17 protein-coding genes and 1 riboswitch are annotated in these 20,025 nt (G+C 69.3%); of the genes, 9 read left to right on the forward strand and 8 right to left on the reverse strand.

From position 1 onward, the window contains the following. From FFS23_RS16460 to FFS23_RS16485, 6 genes are all read right to left on the reverse strand, one after another. The coding region (locus FFS23_RS16460) for a hypothetical protein (RefSeq protein WP_212742991.1) at positions 1–465 on the reverse strand (465 nt) is incomplete at its 3' end. Next, on the reverse strand, positions 465–1,274 hold the full coding sequence (locus FFS23_RS16465) for a metallophosphoesterase family protein (protein ID WP_137899458.1): 810 nt from the start codon (positions 1,272–1,274) through the stop codon (positions 465–467). The genes FFS23_RS16465 and FFS23_RS16460, both read right to left, overlap by 1 nt. Beyond that, positions 1,264–2,205 (reverse strand): hypothetical protein, encoded by a 942-nt coding sequence (locus tag FFS23_RS16470; protein WP_137899459.1) that lies wholly within the window; start codon positions 2,203–2,205, stop codon positions 1,264–1,266. The genes FFS23_RS16465 and FFS23_RS16470 overlap by 11 nt, the downstream gene beginning before the upstream one ends. Positions 2,206–2,264: 59 nt before the next feature. Continuing rightward, positions 2,265–2,717 (reverse strand): YbaN family protein, encoded by a 453-nt coding sequence (locus tag FFS23_RS16475; RefSeq protein ID WP_137899460.1) that lies wholly within the window; start codon positions 2,715–2,717, stop codon positions 2,265–2,267. After that, positions 2,695–3,315: a biliverdin-producing heme oxygenase gene (locus FFS23_RS16480; RefSeq protein ID WP_137899461.1), complete on the reverse strand. Its 621-nt coding sequence runs from the start codon at positions 3,313–3,315 to the stop codon at positions 2,695–2,697. Before FFS23_RS16480 ends, FFS23_RS16475 begins: the two co-directional genes overlap by 23 nt. Positions 3,316–3,532: 217 nt before the next feature. Further along, positions 3,533–5,347, reverse strand: a complete 1,815-nt coding sequence (locus tag FFS23_RS16485) for a PAS domain-containing sensor histidine kinase (protein WP_137899462.1) — start codon at positions 5,345–5,347, stop codon at positions 3,533–3,535. Between the two features lie 124 nt (positions 5,348–5,471). Here FFS23_RS16485 and FFS23_RS16490 point away from each other — a divergent pair, with 124 nt between their 5' ends. After that, positions 5,472–6,152, forward strand: coding sequence for a response regulator transcription factor (locus FFS23_RS16490; RefSeq protein ID WP_137899463.1), 681 nt, complete (start codon positions 5,472–5,474; stop codon positions 6,150–6,152). Next, on the forward strand, positions 6,149–7,516 hold the full coding sequence (locus tag FFS23_RS16495) for a sensor histidine kinase (protein WP_137899464.1): 1,368 nt from the start codon (positions 6,149–6,151) through the stop codon (positions 7,514–7,516). The genes FFS23_RS16490 and FFS23_RS16495 overlap by 4 nt, the downstream gene beginning before the upstream one ends. Here the strand turns inward: FFS23_RS16495 and FFS23_RS16500 are convergent. Then, positions 7,486–10,038, reverse strand: a complete 2,553-nt coding sequence (locus tag FFS23_RS16500; RefSeq protein ID WP_137899465.1) for a TonB-dependent receptor — start codon at positions 10,036–10,038, stop codon at positions 7,486–7,488. The two genes, FFS23_RS16495 and FFS23_RS16500, sit on opposite strands and share 31 nt — an antisense overlap. Positions 10,039–10,368: 330 nt before the next feature. Between FFS23_RS16500 and FFS23_RS16505 the strand changes: the two genes are divergently transcribed. The 7 genes from FFS23_RS16505 (at position 10,369) to FFS23_RS16535 (ending at position 19,150) form a co-directional block, all read left to right on the forward strand. Continuing rightward, positions 10,369–11,226 (forward strand): TorF family putative porin, encoded by an 858-nt coding sequence (locus FFS23_RS16505; protein WP_137899466.1) that lies wholly within the window; start codon positions 10,369–10,371, stop codon positions 11,224–11,226. A gap of 109 nt (positions 11,227–11,335) precedes the next feature. After that, a complete protein-coding gene (gene kdpF, locus FFS23_RS16510; RefSeq protein ID WP_022685962.1) occupies positions 11,336–11,425 on the forward strand; it encodes a K(+)-transporting ATPase subunit F in 90 nt (29 codons plus the stop codon). Positions 11,426–11,441: 16 nt separating this feature from the next. Beyond that, a complete protein-coding gene (gene kdpA / locus FFS23_RS16515) occupies positions 11,442–13,145 on the forward strand; it encodes a potassium-transporting ATPase subunit KdpA (protein WP_137899467.1) in 1,704 nt (567 codons plus the stop codon). A gap of 12 nt (positions 13,146–13,157) precedes the next feature. After that, on the forward strand, positions 13,158–15,194 hold the full coding sequence (gene kdpB, locus FFS23_RS16520; protein ID WP_137899468.1) for a potassium-transporting ATPase subunit KdpB: 2,037 nt from the start codon (positions 13,158–13,160) through the stop codon (positions 15,192–15,194). Positions 15,195–15,243: 49 nt separating this feature from the next. Next, positions 15,244–15,810, forward strand: coding sequence for a potassium-transporting ATPase subunit KdpC (kdpC, locus tag FFS23_RS16525; RefSeq protein ID WP_137899469.1), 567 nt, complete (start codon positions 15,244–15,246; stop codon positions 15,808–15,810). Beyond that, a complete protein-coding gene (locus FFS23_RS16530) occupies positions 15,807–18,467 on the forward strand; it encodes a DUF4118 domain-containing protein (protein ID WP_137899470.1) in 2,661 nt (886 codons plus the stop codon). Before kdpC ends, FFS23_RS16530 begins: the two co-directional genes overlap by 4 nt. After that, the gene (locus tag FFS23_RS16535; protein ID WP_137899471.1) at positions 18,467–19,150 is read left to right on the forward strand and encodes a response regulator transcription factor; all 684 of its coding nucleotides are present in this window, start codon (positions 18,467–18,469) and stop codon (positions 19,148–19,150) included. Before FFS23_RS16530 ends, FFS23_RS16535 begins: the two co-directional genes overlap by 1 nt. Before the next feature lie 93 nt (positions 19,151–19,243). Here FFS23_RS16535 and cobU read toward each other — a convergent pair whose 3' ends face one another. Continuing rightward, a complete protein-coding gene (gene cobU, locus FFS23_RS16540; RefSeq protein WP_137899480.1) occupies positions 19,244–19,765 on the reverse strand; it encodes a bifunctional adenosylcobinamide kinase/adenosylcobinamide-phosphate guanylyltransferase in 522 nt (173 codons plus the stop codon). Between the two features lie 28 nt (positions 19,766–19,793). Continuing rightward, positions 19,794–19,997: riboswitch (cobalamin riboswitch) on the forward strand. Positions 19,998–20,025: the final 28 nt, after the last annotated feature.

Raw genomic sequence — 20,025 nt, forward strand, 5'->3', positions numbered from 1 at the left:
GTCGCGCACGGTTGCCGCCAGCGCCTCGGCGAGCAATGGCGTGCTCGGCGTCGTGCCCGGCGGGGAGGTCGGCAGCTCCGGCGACGGAACCGCCGCGAACGCCCGGCGACGGCGGCGGATCGGACGAAACTGGGACTGGGCCGCGGCGGTCGTCGCGGTGACGGTCGCCGACGCGGCCGGCGCCGGCGCGCCGGGCACCTCGATCACCCGGTGCGGCGGCGTCGCGGACGTGATCGTCACCGACCGTCCGACGAACAGCCCGACCCCGGCGACCAGCGCGATGCCGAGCGACGCGGCGACCGTCGCCGAGGCGCGCCGCGACGTCTTGACCCGGTGCAGCGTCGGTACCGCGCCGGCCGGCTCCTCGGGCGGCGGCGGCGGCGCGGCGGCCGGCGCGTCGGGCAGGCCGAGGATCGAGGCGAGATTGGCGTCGAGCCGTTTGTCGTTGAAGCCGGGCGGGGACATCAGCCGTTCCGGACCATGGAATCGTCGTCGGACGTCGCGTCGTCCTCGGTCAGCATCAATTCGGGCAGCAAGGTGGTGTGCAGCATCCAGCGCTCGCCGCCCTCGATGCCGATCGCGGTGAGCTGGTTGGTGCGATAGGCGCCGGTATCGATGCCGATCCGGTTGTTGCGCACCACTGGGCGATGTTCGGAAATGGTGTGGCCGTGGACGACGATCATGCCGTGCGACGCTTCGGAGTCGAGGAAATCGTCGGTGATCCACAGCAGGTCCTCGGCACGCTGGCGGCGCAGCGCGACGCCGGGGCGGATGCCGGCATGGACGAACAGATAGTCGCCGTGGCGATGATAGAGGGGCAGGCGCGCCAGCCACTGGATCGCCTCCTCGCCGACGATCGCGGCGGCGTGGCGCAACTTGTCCATCGTTGCCGGCCCGTCCAGCAGCGCCTCGTCGACGCCCCAGCTCAGCAACGTCTCGCGGCCGCCGAACTTCAGCCACTGGCGATAGGCGTAGAGGCTGCCGCGCAGCGCATCGACCATCATCTCCTCGTGATTGCCCTTGAGCACCATGAAGCGATCGGTCGAGGCGGTGAGGTTCATGCAGCCCTTCACCATCTTGGCGGAATCGGGGCCGCGATCGACGATGTCGCCGAGCAGGATCAGCCGCGTCGGCGCCGCCAGCCGGCTCGCCTGGTCGCGCTCGATGATGTTCATCAGCCGCCGGAACAGGTCGTAGCGGCCGTGCACGTCGCCGATCGCATAGACCCGCGTCACCGCATCGCCCAGCTCGGCATCGTTCAGCTCAGCGGGCATTGCGCTTCTGGAGGCCGAGCGACAGCGACAGCCCGGCCGAGGCCGCGGCGGCGCCGCGCGACAGGCCGGCGGTGGCGAAGCCGGTGAGCCGCAGCGGCGTGCCGCCGAGCCGGGTCGAGGCGCCGGCGAACAATTCGTGCGCATCCGCGACCAGCCGCGTCGCCGCGCGCGAATAATGGTAGGAGGCGAGCAGGAAGCTGTCGGTGCCGAGCGCATAGGAAGCGCCGGCCGAGGCCGCCGGCCCGTCGCGCAGGTCGTAGCGCGCGGTGTCGCCGAGGAAGCGATAGCTGACCGAGCCGAACGGGGTGAGCTTGCCGATCGGATAGGAGACGTCGACGCCGCCGGCATAATCGTTCTTGCCGCTCGACAGGCCGCTGCTGTCCGTCGCGGTGTTGATCTTGGCGCGGCCGGACAATTGCACCTCCAGCGGCGTATTGGCGGAGACGATCGTATAGGCGGCGCCCAGCGTCAGGTCGCCGAAGCCGTCGAAGGTCCGCTTGGTCGCGGCGGTGTCGGTCGCGACCAGGATCGGCGTCGAATCGATGCCGGTGAAGATCGTCGAGCGGCTGCGGATCCGCATCCACGGCAGTGAGGCGGAGAGCGTCCAGTCGCCCATGCGTACCCGCGCGCCGAGCGCCGAACTCCAGATCGTCGTCTTGGACGCGGTGCCGAACTTGCCCTCGGCATAGATCGAGCCGAGCGAGACATCGGCACGCGCGTCCTCGTCGGTCAGCCGCTCCATCGCCTGCGGCACGCTGCTCGCCGAGACCGTCGCGGTGCCGCTCGACGGCGACACCGGGCCGCTGATGTCGTAGCGGATCGCCTGCCGCGTGGCGTCGTCGCCGCGCGCGCGCTGATCCTGCGCCGCGGCCGGCACGGCCGTGACGATCGCGACGATGGCAGTGCCGATGGTCCCCACCCGGTGCGTCATATCTGTCTCCCTAGCGGAAGACCTACCACGAATCGAAGATGGTTAATCGAGAATTTGGCTTAATCTATCGTGTGATGCGGGCCATCTGCCCCGGGCGCCGGCCGGCTGGCGATCCACGCCGCGCAGGCGAGCAGCACCGCGGCGACCGCTATCGCGGGCAGCGCGCCGGGGCGGACGAGCGCGCAGAAGGAGACGAAGCCGATCGTGATCCCGACGCAGGCGGCGATCTTGGCGTGGCGCGGGATCGCGCGCTGCGTCCGCCACGCGCGCAGCGGCGGGCCGACGCGGGGATGATCGAGCAGCCATTGTTCCAGCCGCACCGACGAGCGCGCGAAACAGGGCAAGGCGAGGATCAGGAAGTCGGTGGTCGGCAGCAACGGCACGAACAGCCCGACGAAGCCGATGCCGACCAGCATCCAGCCGAGCGTCATCCACAAGGCCCGGCTGACCCGGCCGCGCGCGATCGCGCCGGGCGCCAGCGGCGTGCCGTCAGCGGAGGGTATCGTCGGCATAGGCCTGCACCCGGGCAAAGGCGGCCTCGGCGCCGGCGATCACCCGGTCCTCCGCGGCGGTGTCGAGCGCGATACCGTCGAGCGCGGCGGTGAAGATGCGCCAATAGGCCGCCGGCCCCTCGGGAGCCGGCGCGAGGTGGCGCGCACCGAAATCGTCGGACAGGCCGAGCCTGGCGGCATCCTTGCGCAGCAATGTCGCCCCCATCCGCGACCCCTCCGCGACGTAGAGCCAGCCGAGCGCGGTCGGCAGGTCGATCGCCGCGCCGGGCACGAACGCCGGGGCGGTGTCGAGCTGCGGCACCGCGGCGGTGAGATCGGCGAGGTCCTGCTGCAACAGCGGCAATTGCCGCCGCTCGCCGAGGCCGGGAAACAGCGTCTGCAGATCGGCGTCGGCGTAGAGCGCGTCGATGTCGCGGTGGAACAGGAACTGCATGCGGGCGAACCGCACATAGCCGTCGCGCGAGGCGAAGGAGGACGCGCCCGCCACCGTGGTGTCGAGCCGCTCGTGCGTATCGTGGGTCAGCGCCTTCAGCCGCTTCGCCCAGCCGGCGCCGCCGCCGAGCCGGGCGGGGGAGGCGGCGGTGGGGGCGAGCGTCATGGCGAAGTCTCCGGAACGGTAATAGGGGTGGCGTGGCGGACTGGAAGCCGGTCCGTTCGACATGGATGACGTCCCCGAGCGCATTTTGCCTACCTTGATGCAGCTATTGCGAAGCATTCTCATCCTATGCCGGGGCGATGAGGATTGCCAGCGAAATACCGCAAGTCGTTGTTCCGCTTGGCTCCTGATGGCTGCGTTAGCGAGAAGTTTGTGATGATTACGCGCAGCCGTTGGTCTCCGACACCGGCAGCTCGATCGTGCAATGCAGGCCATCGGGTCCGAGCGAGAAGTGCGTCTCGGCATCGAGCTGATAGGGCAGCGCGCGCTCGATCAGCTCGCGCCCCTGGCCGGTGCCGCGCGGCGCGTCACCCTGCGGCATCTCCACCTGCGATTCGCGCCACGCGATGCGCAGCCGCGGCGACGCCCCGTCGGCGGCGGGGGTCAGCGACCAGCGCACCGTCAGCCGCGCCTGCGGCTGGCCGAGCGCGCCATATTTGAGCGCGTTGGTCGCCAGTTCGTGCAGCGCCATCGCCAGCATCTGCACCGCCGACGAGCGCAGCCGGATACCCGCCGGCCCGTCGAGCACGATCCGCTCCGACACCCCGGCCATCGCCGACATCTCGCTGTGCACCAGCTCGTCGAAACTGACCCGATCGACGTCCTGCAGGCGCGACAGCAGCCCCTGCACGCGGGCGAGCGCCGCGAGCCGATCGACGAAGCGGTCGCGGAAGCCGGCCAGATCGCTGCTCGACCGCACCGTCCGGTCGGCGATCGAACGGACCAGGTTGATAAGGTTGCGGGTACGGTGCTGCAATTCGGCGACCAGCACCTCCAGCCGCTCGGAATTGGCGACGACCTCGGTCACGTCGACGCTGATCCCCCCGATCCGTTCGACCGCGCCCCCGTTGCGCAGCGCGAAGACGGTGTCGTGCACCCAGCGCGTCTCGCCGTCCCCCGGGCGGCGGATGCGGAACGTGCTGGTCCGATGCTCCCCCGCGCAGGCGCTGCGGATCGCCGCGACCGCGGGCGCGCGATCCTCGGCGACAATGAGCTGCGCCCATTGCGCCACATCCACCGCGTCCGCGTCCAGCCCATAGAGGCGCGCGAATGCCGGATTGGCATATTCCAGCCGCAACCCTCCGGCTTCCCGCACCCATAAGGCATTCGACGACGCATCCCCGAACTGGCGGAAGCGCGTCTCGCTCTCCTGCAACGCCCGCTCGATCTCCATCCGCGCGGTCAGGTCGACGGTGACCACGAGCAGATGGCCCGGCTGGCCACGCACGTCCGCCATCGGCGTCACCGTGCTGTTCGCCCAGATCAGCGTGCCGTCGGGCCGGCGGTACCGCTTGTCGAGCACCGCCGGCTGGCGATCGGTCACCGCCTTGGCGAGCGCACGGACCGACGCCGGAAAGTCGTCGGCGAACGTGACGTCGGCGACGGTGCTGCGCAGCAGGACATCCTCGCTACGCGCGAGGATCCGGCACAGCTCCTGGTTGACGCGCAGGAATCGCCCCTCGGCATCGATGACCGACAGGCCCACCGCGGCATCGGCGAAGATCGCCCCCAGCCGCGCCTCGCGTTCCGCGGCGCGCATCGCATCCTCGCGCCGGGCGGTGATATCGCGCTGCAAAGACAGCCAGGCGGTGATCGTGCCGGCGTCGTCGCGCACCGGGTCGATCGTCCAGTCGACCAGATAGGCGCTGCCGTCCTTGCGGTAGTTGATGCCCTCGCCGTGAAACCCCTCGCCCGCGGCCAGCGCCGTGCGCATCCGCGCGAGCAGGTCCCGGTCGGTGCCGGGGCCCTGCAGCATGCGCGGCGTCGCGCCGACCAGCTCGTCGCGCGTGTAGCCGGTCATCGCCTGCATCGCCGGATTGACGTAGCGGATGATCGGGCCGGGCGGGTCAATCGCCGGGCCGGTGATCACGACCGCATGGCGCGCGGCCTCGAGCATCGCCCATTCGCCGGGAAGCTCGCTGGCGGGAAACGGCAGGTCGTCGATCGTCCGCCTCCCTGTTCCGGCCCCGATCATCGCCTTATCGCCGCGCGACGCCCGAATCCAGATCGTTCGGGGGCTGCGCGGCGGTGCGGTCGACACCGATCCGGCGATGAAAAGGCTTGACGACGCGCCGTCGAAACCGCGTTTATCCGCCGCGATGACTCTCAACCTTCTCCTGGTCGAGGACGATGCCGCCTACGCCGAGGCGCTGGCCGAGGAATTGCGCGCGATCGGCCACGCCACCGCGATCGCCAGCGACGGTCGGCAGGCGCTGACGGTGATGAACGAGGCGGCGTTCGATGCGGTGATCCTCGACCGGATGATGCCGCGGCTCGACGGCATGTCGGTGCTCCAGACCTTGCGGGCGGGGGGGATGACGTTGCCGGTCATCATGCTGACCGCGCTGTCCGGCTCGCAGGACAAGGTCGAGGGGCTGGAGGCGGGTGCCGACGATTATGTCGTCAAACCGGTCGCGGCGATGGAATTGCATGCGCGATTGACCGCGATCCTGCGCGGGCGTGGCTGGACGACGTCGAGCGCCGACACGTTGCAGGCCGGCGATATCGTCGTCAGCCCGACCAGCTTCCGCGCCTGGCGGGGCGGCAGGCCGATCGACCTCGCCAAGCTGGAGCTCAAGCTGCTCGTCGAACTGGTCCGCAACGCCGATGCGGTGCTGACCCGGGCGATGCTGATCGAGCGGGTATGGGGCTATGACTTCATCCCCGACACCAATATCGTCGACGTCCACATCCGCCGGCTGCGTCGCAAGCTGACCGAGGGCGGCGGCGACGATCCGATCCAGACGCTGCGCGGCATCGGCTATATGATGCGCGGATGAAGCCCAGCCTGCGTGCGCTGACCATCGGCTTCCTGGCGGCGTTCCTCGTCGCGACGGCGGGCACCGGGCTGGCGACCTATCGCCTGACCTTGGGGACGATCGACCGGCTGGTCGACCGGCGGATCGAGAACGTCAGCGCTTTGGTCGCCGCCGACGGCCGCCGCGCCACCGCACCGCGGCTGCTGGCGCGGATCGCCGCCCTCGCCCGGCGGCGCGACACCGGCGACATCGGTTTCCAGCTCACCGACGCCGCCGGCCGGCGGCTCGGGGGCAACGTCACGCTGACGCGGCGGTTCGCACCGGGCTATGCCGACGTGCGGCGGCGCGACCGTATCCAGGGGCTATCGGCGGGGCGGGCGTTCACCCGGCCGGTCGGCGATGGGCTGACGCTGACCACGATCGCCGAGACCGAGCCGTTCGACGGCTATCGCGGCGCTCGGCGTTACATCTACCTGCTCGGCTATGCGCTGATCGTGGTCATCGTGCTCGGCGGGCTCGTCGCGTTCGGACGGACGATCGCGCGGCGCTTTGCGGAGACGCGGCGGACGGTGGAGGCGATCATCGCCGGCGACATGCAGCAGCGCATCGCGGTGACCGGATCCGCCGACGAGTTCGACCGCCAGGCGCATGCCTTCAACCGCATGCTCGACCGGATCGCCGAGCTGATGGAGGGGCTGCGCAACGTCTCCAACGACGTCGCGCACGACCTGCGCACGCCGCTCGCCCGGTTGCGCAGCCGGCTGGCGACGACCGCGGCGCGGGCGGACGGCCGGACGCGCGACGAGGTCGAACAGGCGATCGGCGAATGCGATGCGATCCTTGCGATGGTCGGGGCGATGCTGCGGATCGCCGAAATCGAGAGCGGGCGGCGCACGGCGGGCTTCACCCGCGTCGATCTGGCCGCATTGGTCGCGGACATCGGCGAGGCGATGGCACCGGTCGCGGAGGACGGTGGCCGTGATCTGGTGGTCATCGCGGGCGGGCCGGTGCCGATCACCGGAGACCCGCGGCTGATCGAACAGGCGCTGCTCAACGGTGTCGAGAATGCGCTGCGGCATACGCCGGCGGGAACGCGGATCACGCTCGGTACGGCGGTTTCCGGCGACCATGCCACGGTCACGATCGGCGATGATGGGCCAGGCATAGCGGCGGACCAGCGTGCGCTGGCGTTGCGCCGCTTCGGGCGGCTGGAGGCGAGCCGCAATCGGCCCGGCCATGGTTTGGGATTGCCGCTGATCGCCGCGATCATGCGACTGCACAGCGGCGACCTGCTGCTGGAGGATGGCGAGCCCGGGCTGGTGCTCGGGCTCGCCTTTCCCTTGGGATCAGCCGATCAGAACTTGACCGACGCTTCGAGGCCGTAGGTGCGCGGCGCGTTGAAATTGCCGTAATCGCCCAACACGCCGTTGATGTTGCCCGTCGTTGCTCCCGGCGTCGTCGGCGCGGCGGGGAGGCTGTTGGACGGGTCGCGACGGAAGATGTACTGCTTGTCGAACAGGTTCCGCACCCAGGCCGAGATCGTCAGCTGGTTGGTGCCGAGGTTGATGTTCGACAAGGCGACGCGGCTGTTGACGATGAACGAGGCATCGTTGTGGGTCGCGAACTGGTCGAACGCCTGCGTCGACTGTGCGTAGTTGCCGTCGATGTGGAACTTCAGGTCCAGATCGTTGAGCGGGATCGTGTAATCGATCGCGCCATTCGCGGCGTTGCGCGGCGTGAAGACGATGTAGAAGTTCTGATAGACGTTGGTCGACGTGATCAACACCGGCGGAATCTTGGTATAGGTATAGGCGTAGCCGGCGGTGAGCGTGAGGTGATCAACCGGCTGTACGGTCAGGTCCGCCTCGATGCCGCGGATCTTGGTGATGCCGGGGGCGTTGATCGTCACGAGATTGTTGAAATTGCCCGTCGCGGTCGGCTGGATCGAGCTGATGTCGACTTGGCTGTTCTTCCGATCCATGATGTAGCCGGCGAGGTTGAGCCGCGCGCGGTGTTCCCAGAAGTCGGACTTCATGCCGATTTCGTAGGATTTCACGTCCTCAGGGTTGAACGGCAGATAATTCGCTGTGCGCGAGCTGGCACCGCCGGCGCGATAGCCGGTGGCGTATTTGGCGTAGAGATGGACGCTGTCGCTCGCGTCGAAGGCCAAGGTCGCCATCGGGTTGAACCGCTTCCAGGTCCGGTCGAGCGGCTGATAGCCATTCCGCGTCGCCGCCGCAGTGTTGGTGTCGTAATTGATGTTGCGCGAGAAGTGCAGGACGCCCTGCTTCTCGTCGCGCGTGTAGCGCCCGCCGACGGTCAGATGCACCGCGTCGGTCGCGTTCCACGTCACCTGGCCATAGCCGGCATAGCTTTTCGACCAGACTTCCGAGGCGCGATCGATCGAGCGGCAACCGGGCTGTGAGCCCGCCGGTGACGTCGTACCACCGACCGGCAGACCATTGACGACGGTGAAGCCGGTGGTGATCGTGGCGCAGGGATCGACGATACTGATCGTGCCGGTCGCCGCATTGTAGAAGTTCGAATTGGGCGTCGCGGCGTCGTCGCTGACGTGCTCGTTGAAATAATAGAGGCCGGCGACATAGTCGAGCTGCCCGACGGTGCCGACCGCCTGGAATTCCTGGCTGAATTGGTTCTGATGCAGGTCGGCAAGCGAATAGCGGCTGAACAAGGTGCCGTTCTGCAATTGGCCGTTGATGACGACGTTGCTGGAATTGAGTACCGGTACGCGGTGCGCGCCGCCGCTATTGTCCCATTGCGTCGAATCGACCCCGCGCCACGCGGTGATCGAGCGCAGCTCGATCTCGGGGGCGACGTTCCAGCGGATGTTCGAGGTGAAACCGTGCGTCTTGTCGATGCTCGGCTGCTGCGGCACGCCGATATCGGCGACCTTCTGGCGGCTGGTGCCGTTGATGACGGTGCCGGGAATCAGCGACTTCACCGTGCCGGTCAATGAGGTGTAGTTCGTGCCGGGAAGCTTGCAGTTCGGCTGCGATGCTTGCGTGCCGGCGACGCAGCCATTGGGATTATAGTTCAGCAACTGACTGTAGAACGGGCTGTTGGCATCATAGCCGTTGTCGTAGCTGAAGTCGGCGGTCATGCCCTCGACGGGCTTGATCCGCGCGGTCGCCTTGAAGCCGCGTCGGTCGAAATAGTTGAAGCCGGTCTGGCCGGCGAGCGGGTTCTTAGTCGTCGGCCCCTGATATTGGACGACGCCGTCGAGCTTCAGGCTGACGCCGTAGGTCTCGGGCAGGTCGAGACGCAGCGCGCCGTTATAGCCGCCGTAATTGGCGATGCCAGCCGTGGCGCTGCCGTCGAACTTGCCGCTCGGCCCTTTTGTGACGAGGCTGAGCGCGCCGCCCTCGGTGTTGCGGCCGAACAACGTCCCCTGCGGGCCCTTGAGCACTTCGATCCTCTCGATGTCGAACAAGGCGGCGTTGAGGCCGTGCTGGCGGCCAAGGTAGACGCCGTCGACATAGATGCCGACACCCTGTTCGCGTGCGGGCTGGTTGGCGTCGAGCGGCACGATGCCGCGGATACCGATCGTCAGCGCGCTCTGGCGCGCTTCGAAGGTGGCGACGCGCAGCGACGGCACGGCGCCGTCGGCGAGGTCGTAGAGGCTCTGGACGTGACGATCGACCAGCGAAGTCGCGGTCAGCACGTTCATCGAGATCGGCGTCTTTTGCAGGTTGGTCTCGCGCTTCGTCGCGGTCACCACGATGTCCTGCAACTGGCTGCCGCCGGTGTCGGGATCGGGATCGGCGACGACCGCCGGTGCGGCGGCGGTGTCGGCCTGGGCCTGTGCGAAGGCCGGGGTGGCACCGGCCAGCGCCAGCAGCGCCGCGCCAGTCAGCAGATACGCGCGGGCATGAGAAGAACCGGACAAAGAACGTCCCCCTGAAAGTGATTATGTGATGAGCCGCGCCACTAGCGGCGACGGAAGTATTCTCCGTGACTGTTCGGTGACGCCGATCGGTGCGGCGATGTCATCCTGAGTTCATCTTGATGGCGGCGGCGACGTGCAAGGAGGCGTCGCTGCGTTCGCTACGCCACGACCCGCCGGCAGGAGCGGATGAAAGCGGCAAATATATGCGAATGCTATGCGATTGCCCGAAAGCGATCTCGCTTTGCTACGCGCGGCCTGCCTAATCGCACTGCCTGGGACGCGCCCCGCCGTCGATCATGACGGCCCGGCCGCGACCAAAAGGGTAACGTGATGATCGTCTATCGTTTATGGGGCGCCGCACTGCTGTGCGGCCTGCCGGCTTCCGCCCTCGCCCAATCCGCCGCGAGCGAGACCGCACCGCCGCCGGCGGTCACCGTCTCGGGCTCGGTCGGGCTGGTGTCCGACTATCGATTCCGCGGCGTATCGCAGTCCGACAAGGATATGGCGGTGCAGGGCGGGCTGACCGTCGCGCATGAGAGCGGGCTGTATGTCGGCACCTGGGCGTCGAATCTTGCCGGCTGGGGCACATTCGGCGGCGCCAATATGGAGCTGGACCTGATCGGCGGGTACAAGCACGCGCTGGCGCCCAATGCGACGCTCGACGTCGGGCTGACCTGGTACATGTACCCCGGCGGCGCCGACAAGACCGACTTCGCCGAACCCTATGCGAAGCTGACCGGCACCGCTGGCCCGGCGACGCTCATCGCCAGCGTCGCCTATGCGCCCAGGCAGCAGGCGCTGGGCCGCTGGTACCGCACCGGCGCCGAGGCGGCGGCGGGCGTCTATACCGATCGCGGCGACAAGAAGGACAATCTCTACCTCGCCGGCGACGGCGCGCTGGCGATCGCCGGCACGCCGCTGACCGCGCGCGCGCATGTCGGCCATAGCTGGGGCAATGACGGGCTCGGCCCCAACGCGACCAGCGTCACCCCGACCGGCGATTATTGGGACTGGTCGCTCGGCGCCGACGCGCATTGGCGCAGCCTGACGCTCGGCGTGAGCTACGTCGACACCGATATCGGCAACCGCGACGCCGCCTATCTGCAGCCGAGCTTCAGCCGCGGTCAGGACGGCCGCGGCAGCATCGCCGACGGCGCGGTCGTCGTCGGCCTCATCGCCGCCTTCTGAGGACACTGCCATGCACGATTTGCTGTGGATCGCGATCCTGATCGGGCTGGTGGCGGCGACGCTCGCCTACGCCCGGCTCTGTGACAACGCCTGACCGGAGACGCACGCCATGACGCTCGACCTGTGGCTGGCGGCGCTGACCGCGCTCGGCCTGCTCATCTATCTCGTGGCGGTGCTCATCCGTCCCGAACGCTTCTAGAAAGGAGCGCATTCCCATGACCTTGCAGGGATGGATCCTGATCCTCGCATTCGTCGGCATCCTGCTGGCGCTGACCAAGCCCGTCGGTATGTGGCTGTTCGCGCTGTACGAGGGGCGGCGCACGCCGCTCCACGCGCTGCTCGGCCCGGTCGAGACCGGTTTCTACAGGCTCGCCGGCATCGACCCGACCGCCGAACAGGGCTGGCGCCGCTACGCCGTCCATATGCTGATCTTCAACGTCGCGCTGATGGTCTTCACCTATTCGGTGCTGCGATTGCAGGGCGTGCTGCCCGGCAATCCGCAGGGGCTCGCCGGCCTGTCGCCCGACCTCGCGTTCAACACCGCGGTCAGCTTCACCACCAACACCAACTGGCAGAGCTATGGCGGCGAATCGACGATGTCGAACCTCAGCCAGATGCTCGGGCTGACCATCCACAATTTCCTGTCGGCGGCCACCGGCATCGCGCTCGCCTTCGCGTTGTTCCGCGGCTTCGCGCGGCGCGAGGCGAAGGCGATCGGCAATTTCTGGGCCGATTGCACGCGCGTCACGCTCTACCTGCTGCTGCCGCTCTGCGTCGTCTACACCGTGTTCCTGATCGCCAGCGGCGTGCCGCAGGCGCTCGCCGGCGTCGTCGACGTCACCACGCTGGAGGGCGCGAAACAGTCGCTGCTGCTCGGCCCGGTCGCCAGCCAGGAGGCGATCAAGATGCTCGGCACCAACGGCGGCGGCTTCTACAACGCCAACAGCGCGCATCCGTTCGAGAATCCGACCGCGCTGACCAACATGGTGCAGATGCTGTCGATCTTCCTGATCGGCTTCGGCCTGACCTGGACGTTCGGCAAGGCGGTCGGCAACACGCGGCAAGGCTGGGCGATCCTGTCGGCGATGGTGATCCTGTTCCTCGCCGGCGTCACCGTCACCTATTGGCAGGAAGCCGCGGGCAACCCCGTGCTCCATCACCTCGGCGTCGGCGGCGGCAATATGGAGGGGAAGGAGGTGCGCTTCGGCATCGCCGCCTCGTCGCTGTTCGCGGTCGTCACCACCGCCGCCTCGTGCGGCGCGGTCGACGCGATGCACGACAGCTTCACCGCACTCGGCGGGCTGGTGCCGCTGTTCAACATGCAATTGGGCGAGGTCGTGATCGGCGGCGTCGGCGCCGGCATCTATGGCTTCCTGCTGTTCGCGATCCTCGCGGTGTTCGTCGCCGGGCTGATGGTCGGGCGCACCCCCGAATATGTCGGCAAGAAGATCGAGAGCCGCGAGGTCAAGCTCGCGGTGCTGGCGATCGCGGTGCTGCCGCTGATGATCCTCGGCCTCACCGCCTTGTCGTCGGTGCTGGCGCAGGGGCTGGCCGGGCCGCTCAACAAGGGGCCGCACGGCTTCAGCGAGATCCTCTACGCCTTCACCAGCGCGGTCGGCAACAATGGCTCCGCCTTCGCCGGGCTGACCGCGAACACGCCCTATTACAACGGGCTGCTCGGGCTGGCGATGTGGGTGGGGCGGTTCTTCATCATCGTGCCGATGCTCGCCATCGCCGGTAGTCTCGCCGCCAAGAAGCACACGCCGGAAAGCGCCGGCTCGTTTCCGACCACCGGCGGCCTGTGGGTCGGCCTGCTCGTCGGCATCGTGCTGATCCTCGGCGGCCTCACCTTCCTGCCGGGCCTCGCGCTCGGTCCCATCGCGGATCATCTCGCCATGATCCACGGTCAACTCTCCTAGAAGGCGCCGCACATGGCACGCGCACACAGCAAATCCCTGTTCACCGCCGACCTGATCCTGCCGGCGATCGGCGATGCGTTCCGCAAGCTCGACCCGCGTCAGCTCGTCCGCAACCCGGTGATGTTCGTCACCGCCGTCGTCGCGCTGCTGCTCACCGCCTTGCTCGCGGTCGGCAGCGACGGGCTGACGCTCGGCTTCAAGCTGCAACTCGTCGTCTGGCTGTGGCTGACGGTGCTGTTCGGCACCTTCGCCGAGGCGCTGGCGGAAGGCCGCGGCAAGGCGCAGGCGGCCAGCCTGCGCGACGCCAAGGCCGAATTGCGCGCCAAGCTGCTGATCGGCGTCGCCGACGCCTGGGAGCTGGTGCCCGCCAGCCGGCTGTCGATCGGCGACGTGGTGCTGGTCGAGACCGGCGACCTGATCCCCAGCGACGGCGAGGTGATCGCCGGCGTCGCCTCGGTCAACGAGGCGGCGATCACCGGCGAGAGCGCGCCGGTGATCCGCGAGGCGGGCGGCGACCGTTCGGCGGTGACCGCGGGTACGCGCGTCATCTCCGACAGCATCCGGGTGCGGGTGACGGTCAATCCGGGACAGGGTTTCCTCGACCGGATGATTGCGCTGGTCGAGGGCGCCGAGCGGCAGAAGACGCCGAACGAGATCGCGCTGACCATCCTGCTCGTCGGGCTGACGATCATCTTCCTGATCGCGGTCGGCACGGTGCCGGGCTTCGCCGCCTATGCCGGCGGATCGATCCCGGTGTCGATCCTCGCCGCGCTGCTGATCACGCTGATTCCGACGACGATCGCGGCGCTGCTGTCGGCGATCGGCATCGCCGGCATGGACCGGCTGGTGCGCTTCAACGTGCTCGCCAAGTCGGGCCGCGCGGTGGAGGCGGCGGGCGACGTCGACGTGCTGCTGCTCGACAAGACCGGCACGATCACGATCGGCGATCGTCAGGCGAGCGAGTTCCGCGCTGTCGCCGGGGTCAGCCCGAGCGAGCTCGCCGAGGCGGCGCTGCTCGCCAGCCTCGCCGACGAGACGCCGGAGGGCCGCTCGATCGTCACGCTGGCGCGCGAGCGCTTCGGGGTCGCCACCGCGCGTCTGCCCGACGATGCCGAGGTGATCCCGTTCACCGCACAGACGCGCATTTCGGGCGTGCAGATCGGCGCGACGCTGATACAGAAGGGCGCGGTCGATTCGATCCTGCGCGCCAATGCGGGCGCGGGCGAGACCGCGGCGGCGACCGAGCTGCGCCGCGCCACCGACGAGATCGCCCGCGCCGGCGGCACCCCGCTCGCGGTGGCGATGGACGGGCGGCTGCTCGGCGCGATCTTCCTCAAGGACGTGGTCAAGGCGGGCATCCGCGAACGCTTCGGCGAGCTGCGCACGATGGGCATCCGCACGGTGATGATCACCGGCGACAATCCGCTCACCGCCGCGGCGATCGCCGCCGAGGCGGGGGTGGACGATTTCCTCGCGCAGGCGACGCCGGAGGACAAGCTCGCACTGATCCGCAAGGAACAGCAGGGCGGCAAGCTGGTCGCGATGTGCGGCGACGGCACCAACGACGCGCCCGCATTGGCGCAGGCCGATGTCGGCGTCGCGATGAACACCGGCACGCAGGCGGCGCGCGAGGCGGGCAACATGGTCGACCTCGACAGCGATCCGACCAAGCTGATCGAGGTGGTCGGGCTCGGCAAGCAGTTGCTGATGACGCGCGGCGCGCTGACCACCTTCTCGGTCGCCAACGACGTCGCCAAATATTTCGCGATCATCCCGGCGATGTTCGTCGCGCTCTACCCCGGGCTCGGCGTGCTCAACGTGATGGGGCTGGCGACGCCGCAATCGGCGATCCTCAGCGCGATCATCTTCAACGCGCTGATCATCCCGCTGCTCGTCCCGCTGGCGCTGAAGGGCGTGGCGTACAAGCCGATGGCAGCGGGGCCGCTGCTCGCGCGCAACCTCGCGGTCTACGGGCTCGGCGGGCTGCTCGCCCCCTTCGCGGGGATCAAGCTGATCGACCTCGCCGTGGGCGGCCTGGGACTGGCGTAAGACGCAACATCTGCCCCTCCCGCGGGCGGGAGGGGCGAAAGGACCGACGATGACTTCCGATTTCACTTCCGCGCTTCGTCCCGCGCTCGTGCTGACGATCCTGTTCGCAGCCTTGCTCGGGATCGGCTATCCCCTTGCGATGACCGGTATCGGACAGACGCTTTTCCCCACTCAGGCCAATGGCAGCCTCGTCACCGCCGGCGGCAGGGTGATCGGCTCGACCGTGGTCGGGCAGGCGTTCGTCAGCGACCGCTATTTCCAGACGCGGCCCTCGGCGGCGGGCAAGGGCTATGACGGGCTCGCCTCGTCGGGCTCGAACCTCGGCCCCGCCAGCAAGGCGCTGGTCGATCGCGTCACCCCCGACGTGGCGAAGCGCCGCGGCGAAGGCGTCGCCGGGCCGCTGCCCGCCGATCTGGTCACTGCCAGCGGCTCGGGGCTCGACCCCGATTTGTCGCCCGCCGCCGCACTGGCGCAGGCGTCGCGCGTCGCGCGCGTTCGCGGCCTGCCGGTTGCCCGAGTACGGGCGCTGGTCGAGCGACAGGTGGAGGATTCGCCGTTCGGCGATCCGCACGTCAACGTGCTCGCGCTCAACCGGGCGCTCGACGCAGGCCGTTGAGCGACGCCGCCGCCCGCCCCGATCCCGATGCCCTGCTGCGCCACGCCGCGCAGGAGGGGCGCGGGCGGCTGAAGATCTTCCTCGGCGCCGCACCCGGCGTCGGCAAGACCTACGAGATGCTGTCCGAGGGTGCGGCGCGGGCGCGCGAGGGCGTCGACGTCGTCATCGGCGTGGTCGAGACGCACGGCCGCAGCGAGACCGAGGCGCTGACCCGCGGCTATACGATCGTGCCGCGGCGGATCGTGACGCACGAGGGCCATGGCCTCGCCGAGATGGATATCGACGCGATCCTGGCGCGGGCGCCGCGGCTGGTGCTGGTCGACGAACTTGCGCACAGCAATGCGCCGGGCAGCCGCCACGCCAAACGCTATCAGGACGTCGAGGAGCTGCTCGCGGCGGGGATCGACGTCTATTCGACGGTCAACATCCAGCACGTCGAGAGCCTCAACGACGTCGTCGCCGGCTTCACCCGCGTGCGGGTGCGCGAGACGGTGCCCGACCGCATCCTCGAACTGGCCGAGATCGAGGTCGTCGACATTCCGCCCGACGAGCTGATCGAGCGGCTGAAGGCAGGCAAGGTCTATCTGCCGCAGGAGGCGACGCGGGCGCTCGCGCATTTCTTCTCCAAGACCAATCTGTCGGCGTTGCGCGAGCTGGCGCTGCGCCGCGCCGCGCAGGCGGTCGATGCGCAGATGCTCGACCATGTCCGCGCGCTCGGTGTCGGCGGCACCTGGGCGGGCGGCGAGCGCGTCGTCGTCGCGGTCAGCGAGGCGGCGGGAGTGGAATCGCTGGTCCGCGCCGCCAAGCGGCTCGCCGACGCGTTGCACGCGCCATGGACCGCGGTGTTCGTCGAGACGCCGCGCACGCAAGCGTTCGCCGCGGCGGAGCACCGCCAGGTCGCCAAGGTGATGACGCTCGCGACGCAGCTCGGCGGCGCGGCGGCGGCGGTGCCGGCGCAGACTGTGCTCGCCGGGCTCAAGGCCTATGTCGGCGAGGCGCGCGCGACGCAGCTCATCGTCGGCAAGTCGACGCGCTCGCGCTGGTTCGAGCTGCGCCACGGCTCGATCGTCGACCGGCTGGTGCGCGAGACGCCCGACATCGCGATCCACGTGCTGCCGATGCCCGCCGCGGTGCGCGGCCGCCGGGCGGCGCCGGTCGATCGCTGGGGCAGCCGCAGCGGCTACGTCTGGACGGGGGCGATGGTCGCGGCGGTGACCGGCGTCGCCAGCGCGCTGTTCCACATCCTCGACCTCGGCAACGTCGCCTTGCTCTATCTGCTGCCGGTGATGATGGCGGCGAGCCTGTTCGGCCTGTGGACCGGGCTGTTCGCCGGGCTCGCGTCGAGCATCGCCTATAATTTCTTCTTCCTGCCGCCGACCGGCACGCTGACGATCAGCAATCCCGAAAACGTCGTGTCGGTGCTGGTGCTGCTCGGCATCGCGATCGCGACCAGCCATCTGACGGCGCGGGTGCGCGCGCAGGCGGACATCGCCGCGGCGAGCGCGCGGACCAATGCGGCGCTCGCCGGCTTCCTGCGCCAGCTCACCCGGCTGAACGATCCCGTCGCGGTGGCGCAGGCGATCTGCGACGAGGTCGGGCAATTGTTCGGATTGCGCACGGTGATGCTCGTCGCCGAGGGGGCGGGGCTTGCGGTGCAGGCGGCGAACGGCAGCGACTATCGGCTCGAGACGATGGAGATGGCGGCGGCGCAATGGGCCTATGACGGCGGCACGCCCGCCGGGCGCGGCTCGGCGACGCTCGCCGCGTCGCAATGGTTCTTCCAGCCGCTGGTGACCGGCGAGCGGACGCTCGGCGTGCTCGGCCTCGCCAACGAGGCGGGCGGCGATCCGCTGCGCCCCGACCAGATCCCGCTGTTCCTGAACCTGATCGAACAGGCGACTTTGGCGCTCGAACGGCTGCGGCTGGAGATCGAGACGCGCGACCTCGGCGCGATGCGCGAACGCGAGCGGTTGCGCACCGCGCTGCTGTCGTCGGTCAGCCACGATCTGCGCACGCCGCTGACCGCGGTGATCGCGGCGGCGGCGCAGCTGCACCATGGCGCCACCCCGGATCTGATCGCGACGATCGAGGGCGAGGCGGCGCGGCTGCATCGCTTCGTCGCCAACCTGCTCGACATGGCGCGGGTCGAGGCGGGGGCGCTTACGCTGCGCATGGAGGCGGTCGATCTCGCCGATGCGGTCGCCGGCGCGGCGCATGACGCCCGCCGTGCGCTGGACGGACATGCGGTGCAGCTCGACGTGCCGCCCGACCTGCCGCTGGTCCGCGCCGACCAGCAATTGCTCCACCATTGCCTGCTCAACCTGCTCGACAATGCCGGCCGCTATGCCGATCCCGGCACGCCGATCCGCGTCGAGGCGCGCCATCGCTACGGCGTCATCCTGCTGTCGGTCGAGGACGAGGGGCCGGGCCTGCCGCCGGGGCGCGAGGCGGAGGTGTTCGACACCTTCCGCCGCTTCGCCGGTTCGGATCGCGCGATCGGCGGCACCGGCCTGGGGCTGGCGATCGTCAAGGCGTTCGCCGCGGCGATGGGTCTCGGCGTCGAGGCCGCGAACCGGCAGGACCGGCCGGGCGCGCGCTTCAGCCTGTCCTTTCCGGCGGCATTGATCGTGCGCGACATGGTGGAGGAAGGCGACTGATGGCGGCCAAGATCTTGGTGGTGGACGACGAACAGCCGATCCGCCGGCTGCTGCGCAACACGCTCGAACGCGCCGGCTATGCGGTGGTCGAGGCGATCAACGGCCGCGAGGCGCTGGCCGCCGTCGCCGCCGAGGTTCCCGACGCGGTGCTGCTCGACCTCGGCCTGCCCGATCGCGACGGGCTCGAACTGGTGCCGCTGATCCGCAAGGCGGGCGACGCGGTGATCCTCGTCGTCTCGGCACGCGACGCGACCGATCAGAAGGTCGCGGCGCTCGATCTCGGCGCCGAGGATTATGTCACCAAGCCGTTCGACGGCGAGGAATTGCTCGCCCGGCTGCGCGCGGCGCTGCGCCACCGCGGCATCGATGCCGCGGCGACGAGCGTGATCCGCCGCGACGGGCTGGAGATCGACCTCGACCAGCGCCTCGTCCGGCGCGGCGGCGAGGCGTTCCACCTGACGCGCAAGGAGCATGACGTGCTCGCGGTGCTCGCCCGCCACCCCGGGCGGGTGGTGACGCACCAGCGAATCCTCGCGGCGGCTTGGGGCGGCGACGACGATCCGCGGGTGGAATATCTGCGCATCGTCGTGCGCAACCTGCGCCTGAAGCTGGAAGAGCCGAACGCGACCGGGAGCGTGATCGCCAACGAACTGGGCGTGGGATATCGGTTGCTGGTGGGGTGAAAGAGGGGGGCGACCGTTCGCCCTGCGCTCGTCGAAGGGCAGGTGAGTCTCACCGTGCTTCGACAGGCTCAGCACGAACGGGTCAGGGGCGGATCAGTCCCTCCCCGGAAACGGCTGCAACGGCAGCACCATGCCGGCGGCGACGAAATAGACCTCGCGCATCGCGGCGGCGATCTGCTGGTTGAGCCGGCCGGCGGCGTCGCGGAAGGCGCGGCCGAGCGGATGGTCGGGGACGATGCCAAGGCCGACCTCATTGCTGACGACGAACAGCGGCAGCGGGGTCGCGGCGAGCGCGGCGAGCAGGGCGTCCGACCGCGCCGCGACGTCGTGCTCGCCGAGCATCACGTTGGTCAGCCAGAGCGTCAGGCAGTCGATCAGGATCGCGCCATCCTCGATTGCGGCGACCGCCTCGGGCAGCGCGAGCGGGCATTCGACGGTCGTCCAGCGCGTGTCGCGGTCGGCGCGGTGGCGGGCGATCCGGTCGGTCATCTCGCCGTCCCACGCCTCGGCCGTGGCGAGATAGTGGAGCGGGCCGGCGCAGCGCTCGGCGGCGGCCTGCGCCAGCCGGCTCTTGCCCGAGCGGGCACCACCCAGGAACAGCGTCTTGGCTGCGATCATCTTGCCTTCGTCTCCGCGGGGTTCTAGGGGCGCCGATGCGACAGGTTCCCAGAGATGGGATGAAAAGGGAACCCGGAAGCGAGCCTTGCAGCTCGTCAGCCGGGGCTGCCCCCGCAACTGTGACCGGCGAGCCCTGCTCCCCGCGCGCCACTGGATCATCCCGATCCGGGAAGGCCGGGCAGGGCGACGACCCGCGAGCCAGGAGACCTGCCCGTCGCGGTTGTCCTTCGTCCGGACGGGGTGTGCCGGCACGATCG

The organism is Sphingomonas sp. 2SG (assembly GCF_005503285.1).
Taxonomy (GTDB): Bacteria; Pseudomonadota; Alphaproteobacteria; order Sphingomonadales; family Sphingomonadaceae; genus Sphingomonas; species Sphingomonas taxi.

What these genes read in the sequence shown, in the direction of transcription:
- kdpA (WP_137899467.1), top strand. Translation starts at nt 11,442, where the DNA reads ATGACCTTGCAGGGATGGATCCTGATCCTCGCATTCGTCGGCATCCTG.
- FFS23_RS16480 (WP_137899461.1), bottom strand. Translation starts at nt 3,315, where the DNA reads ATGACGCTCGCCCCCACCGCCGCCTCCCCCGCCCGGCTCGGCGGCGGC.
- FFS23_RS16495 (WP_137899464.1), top strand. Translation starts at nt 6,149, where the DNA reads ATGAAGCCCAGCCTGCGTGCGCTGACCATCGGCTTCCTGGCGGCGTTC.
- FFS23_RS16485 (WP_137899462.1), bottom strand. Translation starts at nt 5,347, where the DNA reads ATGATCGGGGCCGGAACAGGGAGGCGGACGATCGACGACCTGCCGTTT.
- FFS23_RS16465 (WP_137899458.1), bottom strand. Translation starts at nt 1,274, where the DNA reads ATGCCCGCTGAGCTGAACGATGCCGAGCTGGGCGATGCGGTGACGCGG.
- FFS23_RS16475 (WP_137899460.1), bottom strand. Translation starts at nt 2,717, where the DNA reads ATGCCGACGATACCCTCCGCTGACGGCACGCCGCTGGCGCCCGGCGCG.
- kdpC (WP_137899469.1), top strand. Translation starts at nt 15,244, where the DNA reads ATGACTTCCGATTTCACTTCCGCGCTTCGTCCCGCGCTCGTGCTGACG.
- kdpB (WP_137899468.1), top strand. Translation starts at nt 13,158, where the DNA reads ATGGCACGCGCACACAGCAAATCCCTGTTCACCGCCGACCTGATCCTG.
- FFS23_RS16535 (WP_137899471.1), top strand. Translation starts at nt 18,467, where the DNA reads ATGGCGGCCAAGATCTTGGTGGTGGACGACGAACAGCCGATCCGCCGG.
- FFS23_RS16470 (WP_137899459.1), bottom strand. Translation starts at nt 2,205, where the DNA reads ATGACGCACCGGGTGGGGACCATCGGCACTGCCATCGTCGCGATCGTC.
- FFS23_RS16490 (WP_137899463.1), top strand. Translation starts at nt 5,472, where the DNA reads ATGACTCTCAACCTTCTCCTGGTCGAGGACGATGCCGCCTACGCCGAG.
- kdpF (WP_022685962.1), top strand. Translation starts at nt 11,336, where the DNA reads ATGACGCTCGACCTGTGGCTGGCGGCGCTGACCGCGCTCGGCCTGCTC.
- FFS23_RS16505 (WP_137899466.1), top strand. Translation starts at nt 10,369, where the DNA reads ATGATCGTCTATCGTTTATGGGGCGCCGCACTGCTGTGCGGCCTGCCG.